Source organism: Gammaproteobacteria bacterium, assembly GCA_033720895.1.
Classification (GTDB): domain Bacteria; phylum Pseudomonadota; class Gammaproteobacteria; order Natronospirales; family JAJUFS01; genus JAWWBS01.
The window spans coordinates 1-6,194 of sequence record JAWWBS010000088.1 but is presented as its reverse complement, the minus strand read 5'-3'; the positions used below and the strand labels follow the sequence as shown (position 1 = coordinate 6,194).

5 protein-coding genes are annotated in these 6,194 nt (G+C 63.2%); all 5 read right to left on the bottom strand.

The features are described from left to right. On the bottom strand, positions 1–1,397 hold a 1,397-nt coding region (gltX, locus tag R3217_10070), incomplete at its 3' end, for a glutamate--tRNA ligase (protein ID MDX1455791.1). 223 nt (positions 1,398–1,620) lie between these two features. Then, positions 1,621–2,265: an SCO family protein gene (locus R3217_10065; GenBank protein MDX1455790.1), complete on the bottom strand. Its 645-nt coding sequence runs from the start codon at positions 2,263–2,265 to the stop codon at positions 1,621–1,623. Further along, on the bottom strand, positions 2,262–3,062 hold the full coding sequence (locus R3217_10060) for a formylglycine-generating enzyme family protein (GenBank protein MDX1455789.1): 801 nt from the start codon (positions 3,060–3,062) through the stop codon (positions 2,262–2,264). Before R3217_10060 ends, R3217_10065 begins: the two co-directional genes overlap by 4 nt. A 29-nt stretch (positions 3,063–3,091) precedes the next feature. After that, a complete protein-coding gene (gene nirK / locus R3217_10055; protein MDX1455788.1) occupies positions 3,092–4,624 on the bottom strand; it encodes a copper-containing nitrite reductase in 1,533 nt (510 codons plus the stop codon). 111 nt (positions 4,625–4,735) lie between these two features. Next, positions 4,736–5,935, bottom strand: a complete 1,200-nt coding sequence (locus R3217_10050) for a hypothetical protein (GenBank protein MDX1455787.1) — start codon at positions 5,933–5,935, stop codon at positions 4,736–4,738. Positions 5,936–6,194 lie beyond the last annotated feature (259 nt).

The following is a 6,194-nucleotide window of genomic DNA, read 5'->3' as shown; positions in this document are numbered from 1 at the left end:
TGATCGGCAATGTGCCTGATCGCGGTATCGATGCGCTCCAGCGTCTTGTCCTTGCCCAGCAATTCGAGGGTGATGTCGATCGGTGGCGACACGCCCTTGCCCGCCACGGCGACCCTGATCGGCTGCGCCACCTTGCCAAGCTTCAGGTCCAGCGCCTCGCCCGTCGCAATCACGACATTGTGAATGGCTTCGGCCTGCCACTCGCCAAGCCCGGCAAGTCCGTCGCGGACCTTCTGGAGTGGCTCGACGGCTTCCGGTTTCAGCACCTTGCGCGCCGCCTTTTCATCGTACTCGGTGAAGTCCTCGAAGAAGAAGCGGCTGTTCTCCGCCATTTCCACAAAGGTCTTGGCACGTTCCTGGTTGGCCTGCACCACGGCGGTCAGTGACGGGCCGGCCGATACGTCGATACCCATCTCGCCCAGGTGCCAGCCAAGCTCTGCACCCAGCGCATCGAGATCACCTTCCTTGATGTAATGCTGGTTCAGCCACTCGAGCTTGGACGGGTTGATTGCCGACGCCGAGTGATTCACGTCGGCAATGTCGAACAGCTTGATCATTTCGTCCGTCGAGAAGATTTCCTGGTCACCATGCGCCCAGCCGAGGCGCACGAGATAGTTGCGCACGGCCTGCGGCAGGAAACCGTCCTTGCGGTATTCCATCACCGACACGGCGCCGTGGCGCTTGGACAGCTTGGCGCCATCCGGACCGAGGATCATCGGCAGGTGGGCAAATTCCGGCGGGGTCGCACCCAGTGCTTCGAAGATGTTGACCTGGCGCGGCGTGTTGTTGAGATGGTCGTCACCACGCACCACGTGGGTGATGTTCATGTCCATGTCATCGACCACCACCGTGAAGTTGTAGGTCGGCGTGCCGTCGGAGCGCGCAATGATCAGGTCATCGAGCTCGGTGTTGTTGAAGGTCACGGTGCCTCGAACGTGATCCTTGATCACCACGGCACCATCCTGCGGGTTCCTGAAGCGCACCACCGGCTCGACACCTTCGCGCGGCTCCGTGCGCTCGCGGCAACGACCGTCGTAGCGCGGCTTCTGCTTGTTCTTCATCTGCTCGGCGCGGCGCTCGTCCAGCTCTTCCTTGGTGCAATAGCAATGGTAGGCCTTGCCTTCGTCCAGCAGCTTCTGCACCAGCTCCTTGTAACGATCGAAACGCTCGGTCTGGTAGAACGGGCCCTCGTCGTGACCCAGGCCCAGCCACTGCATGCCATCCAGGATCGCCTGCACCGCCTCCGGCGTGGAGCGCTCGCGGTCGGTGTCCTCGATGCGGAGGATGAAATCACCGCCATGGCGACGCGCAAACAACCAGCAGAACAGCGCCGTGCGGGCACCGCCAATGTGAAGATAGCCGGTCGGGCTGGGAGCAAAACGGGTACGGACTTTCATGGATGCCTCTGGTTTATGGCTGGAAATTAGCTGGCGGCGGTCGGGCGGATCCCGGGCGCCGGAAAGGCGGGGATTCTAGCAGATTCACCCCTGCGAGACAGGCCGCAGGGAGCCGATCGGGCGCGAGGTCACCGTCGCCGGCCGGCATTGCGCCGGGAGCACGTCCAGCATGGCGTCTGGCCCTGAAACAGGAACCTTGCGCTGCATTCCAGCGCGACCGTGCTCAGTCGGTCGCCTCCCGAAGTGCAGCGACAAAGTCCTCGGCCGGCACGCCAAGCTGGCTGCTGCGAGTGATCTCGCGACCGACCGGATCCACCAGGATCATTTCCGAGGTGTGGTTGTAATCACCGTCCGGCAGCTTGCGGAAGCGAATGCCCAGCACGGCCGCTACCTTGCGCACATCCATGGCACTGGCAGACGCCAGCGTCCAGCGCGAGCTGTCGACGCCGTGCTGTTCCGCCACGGCCGCGAGTGACTGCGGCGTATCGCGCTCGGCATCGATGCTCACCATCAGCACGCGCAGCTTGCTGCGCTGGTCGGCCGGCAGCTTCTGCTCGGCCGCCTGGATGCTGCTGATCAGCATGGGGCAGACATGCGGGCAGCTGCCATAGAACATGGTCATTACCACCGGGCCACCCGCATACCGGTCCAGGCTGCTGTCCTGGCCGTCATGACCGTGCAGGTCGACCTCCAGCTGGTAGAAGGAATCCGGTGCCCAGCCCCCTTGTTCGAATTTCTGGACGGCGTCCTGCCGGACGACGGTGTCGGCCTCGACCGCCGGTGGCGGCACGATCATGAGCAGCATCAACAGCACGCCAGCGAAAGTGCCCAGCGCATTGGCTCGATGATTGAACGTGGTGTTGCTCATTGTTCCTCTCCTGCCAGCACGGTTCCCGGCTGGCCTGTCATGTCATAGGCACACCTGAAGCCGAGATCGCGCGTGGCGTAGTCGGCCTCCAGGCTGCTCAGCATCGCGACCCGCATCAGCACGGCATAGTTCTCCTTCTGCTCCATGCTGATGGCGCCTGCGCCGCAGAACTGCAGCTTGTCCGCCCCGCCCTGTTCGCGATTGTCACTGGAAACCAGCAAGGCGCTGTAATCCTCGACCCACTCCCAGACCAGGCCGGTCATGTCATGGATGCCCCAGGCATTGGGTTCGGATTGCCCGACCGTTGCCAGGGCGCGGTTCGACGGCACGGCATACCAGGCAAGTATCCGTTGCCTCCACGCCGGGTCGTCGCGTGCATCGGTGCGGTCCTCGTCCGCTGCCGCCGCAAACTCCCACTCGTGCCAGCGTGGCAGGCGACCGCCCCGGCTTTCGCAATACGCCGTTGCGGCAAACCAGCTGACCCGGGTCACGGGCTGCTCGGGCAGCGCCTTGTCACCCAGCTCGAGGTCGTCCGCCCAGTGCCCGAGGTAACCGGCACCGGCAAACAGGCGCACGGCCTTGCTGCGTTGCCACTCCGGATTGGCCCTGACGAATTCCAGGAATTCGCCGTTGGTTACCGGCAGCCGGTCCATCTTGAATCCCGGCAGCTGGACGCTGTCCGTACCTTCGGCCAGCGGGATGACGGTCTTGAAATCACCACCCGGCAAGGTGACCGGCGTGGCCAGTGACGGGACAGGAAAAACACCCGCCGCGATGGCAACCATCGCGGCGAGCATTGCCTTCCCTGGGCGGGTCATCCTTTCCATCAGTGGGCTGCACCTGCCGGACGCTCGGTCTCGGCCCGTACCTTGGCCACTTCCTCGGCGGTCACCACACCATCCTCGTTGCCCCAGCTGTTCAGGACGTAGGTCAGGATGTTGGCGACCTCGTCGTCGTTGAGCTGGCTCATCGGCGGCATGACCGAGTTGTACGGCTGGCCGTTGACCTCGATCGGCCCGCTGAGACCGTTCAGCACGACCTCGATGGCGCGGGTCTTGTCGGCCATCAGGTAGTCGGCACCGGCCAGCGGCGGGAAGACACTCGGCAGGCCTTCACCATTGTTCTGGTGGCAGACACTGCAGGTGCCGTTGTAGAGCACAGCGCCGGCGGCAATCTGGGCATCCTTGGTCAAGGCACCCTCGGCCCGGGCTTCGGCTACCGCGGCGATGACCGGACCGCCCTCTTCCACGGCCTTGTCGCCGAGGTAGACGTTATCCACTTCCTTGCCGCTGTAGATATCCAGCGCGTCCGGACCCTCGACCTTCAGCATGCCCAGCGCACCCTTGTTGAAGGCGCGGAAGATGCTGTGATCGACCAGGATGAAAGTGCCCGGAGCTTCCACCTTGAACTCGGTGATGGCCGAGCCACCCGCCGGGACCAGCGTGGTCTGGACGTTTTCCTGGAAGTGCGTGCCACCCTCGAAGTAGACCTTGTCGAAGATCTCGCCGATGACGTGGAAGCTCGACACCAGGTTCGGGCCGCCGTTGCCGACGTAGAGGCGAACCGTCTCGCCGACCTTGGCCTTCAGCGCATTGTCACCGACCAGCGCACCCTCGGCGCCGTTGAACACGACGTAGGTGGCGTTCTCTTCGATGGCTTTCTGCATGTCGAAGGGCTGGCTGCCTTTTTCGCGGTACTTGCCGACGGTGTAGAAGTCACCCTGCATGACGTAGTACTCGCGATCGACCGGCGCGAGGCCTTCCGGCGGTTCGACCAGGATCAGGCCGTACATGCCGTTGGCGACATGCATGCCCACCGGCGCGGTGGCGCAGTGGTAGACATACAGGCCCGGGTTCAGCGCCTTGAAGCTGAACACCGACTCGTGGCCCGGCGCCGTGAAGCTGGAAGTGGCACCGCCACCCGGGCCGGTCACGGCATGCAGGTCGATGTTGTGCGGCATCTTGGAATCCGGATGGTTCTTCAGGTGGAATTCCACCGTGTCACCCTGGCGGATGCGCATGAACTTGCCCGGCACCTTGCCGCCGAAGGTCCAGAAGGTGTAGTTCACGCCTTCCGAAATCTCCATTTCCTTCTCGACCACCTCCAGGTCGATGACGACCTTGGCCGGGTAATCGCGATCGATCGGCGCCGGCACCATCGGTGCATCGGTCAGCTCGGCGATGATGGGATCGCCCTGCGGCGGACCAAAGTCGCCCTTCGCCGAACCACCGGTCAGGTCGAGCTGCTCCGGCGTGATCTTGGCCGGTGCCTTGCTGTCGTTGCTGCCTCCCCCGCAAGCCGCCAGGCCGGCGGTGACCAGGGAGAAGAGCGCTATCGTGAAGAGCGTTCTCGTATTCATGGCTTTATCCTCACTGCTTCGATTGGGAATGTTGGTATCCCGTTGTCCATGCTGATGGTGTACTGCACCAGCGCTGGCCGCCTTGACCTGAATCAAGCCGGCCGATTTTTCCTAGAATCGTTTTGCCAGCGTCAGCCACAGCTTGCTGACGTCCTGGTAACCGACGTCACCGCTGAACGCGGCGTACTTCAATTCCACCGTCACGCCCTCGGCATGGCCCTGCTCGAGCACGCGCGAGATGGCAATGTCGAACTCGTCGCCATAATCCTGGTCCAGGGCATCAGCCGCGAACTGGTGGTACTGGAGATGGAGTTTGAAGCTCGACAGTGGCGCGACGACGCGAACATAGGTGTCTTCCAGGCCGGCACCGGGCGTCGTCAGGAACTGGTCGGCCCAGCCATTGAACTTGTGCAGGGTGGCGAAAGGTGTCTGGAAGGCGCTGCTGCCGTTGCTGCCGAGGAGCTCCTGTCCGATGGCCCAGCTGAAACGGTCCAGCTTGCTCTCGACTTCCAGCTTGCGGTAATCCACGGCCTCATCCAGCAGGCCGTCACGCCAGCCATCCTGCTGGGCGACTTCGCCGGACAGCTTCCAGCCACCGCCCTTCCAGTCGACCCGCAGGCCGACATTGCGGACCGAAGCGCCAGGCGAGGCCTCGAACTCGAAACCATGCGCGTAGGCACCCAGCTTGAACGGTGCAAGGTCCCAGTTGGCATCGATGACAACCGCATCGAGATCGATGTTGGCCCGGCTCGGATGGTGCGCACCGAAAATCCGGTTGACGCGTGCCAGGTAAAGGAAGGTGACGTCACTGGCCTCGGCTCGCATGTCATAGCGGAGCCCATCATAGGTCTGCTCGTTCTGGCGGAAGCCGACCGCACCGATGAAGCGCTGGCTGCCCAGGTTGATGCGCTGCCGCCCGAAGGTCGCCGTGTCGTCCCCGCCCTGCCAGCTCAACTGCAAGCGGTTGAGCTCCGTGTCCTCCGGATCCGCAACGACCGGGTACTGACCCAGGCCGTTCTTGGTGTCGTTGTAGTCATCCGCGCCGAGCACGTGCACGTCCTCGAACTCGACCAGTCCGCTCCAGTTGCCTGAAAACGCATGCTCGAGGCCAAGTCGTGTACGCAGGGTCGCCGCCCGAGCCGCATCCGGCGAGGCATCCGCATCGACGGTTTCGTAACGCCAGCGAAGATCCAGCAGGATATCCGACTCTTGCTCGGCCGCCTGCCCGGGCGCGGCAATCAACAGGCTGGCAGCAACCAGCACGATGGCTGGCCATTGCCGTCGCAGGAACGATCTGGATTTGCGACCCATGACGATCTCCTTGGATTAGGGTTCAGGCATAGCTTGCTTGCTGCGGCGAGGTTCCGCCTTGATTGAAGTCAAGTCGGTCGGAAATCTTCGACCCGCAGCGCGGGTCTGCTAAAGTGCCGAAAACGAAACCTGGAATTTTGGAAGGCGATGCTGGACATAGACGCACTCAAGCAGGTGGAACTGTTGAGCGAACTGGATGACGCCGGCCTGCAGCGCATGGCCGATGCCGCCATCCGCAAGCAACTCGATGCCGACCAGA

Coding starts and splice junctions, on each gene's coding strand:
- R3217_10065 (MDX1455790.1), bottom strand. CDS start 2,265: ATGAGCAACACCACGTTCAATCATCGAGCCAATGCGCTGGGCACTTTC.
- R3217_10060 (MDX1455789.1), bottom strand. CDS start 3,062: ATGCTCGCCGCGATGGTTGCCATCGCGGCGGGTGTTTTTCCTGTCCCG.
- nirK (MDX1455788.1), bottom strand. CDS start 4,624: ATGAATACGAGAACGCTCTTCACGATAGCGCTCTTCTCCCTGGTCACC.
- R3217_10050 (MDX1455787.1), bottom strand. CDS start 5,935: ATGGGTCGCAAATCCAGATCGTTCCTGCGACGGCAATGGCCAGCCATC.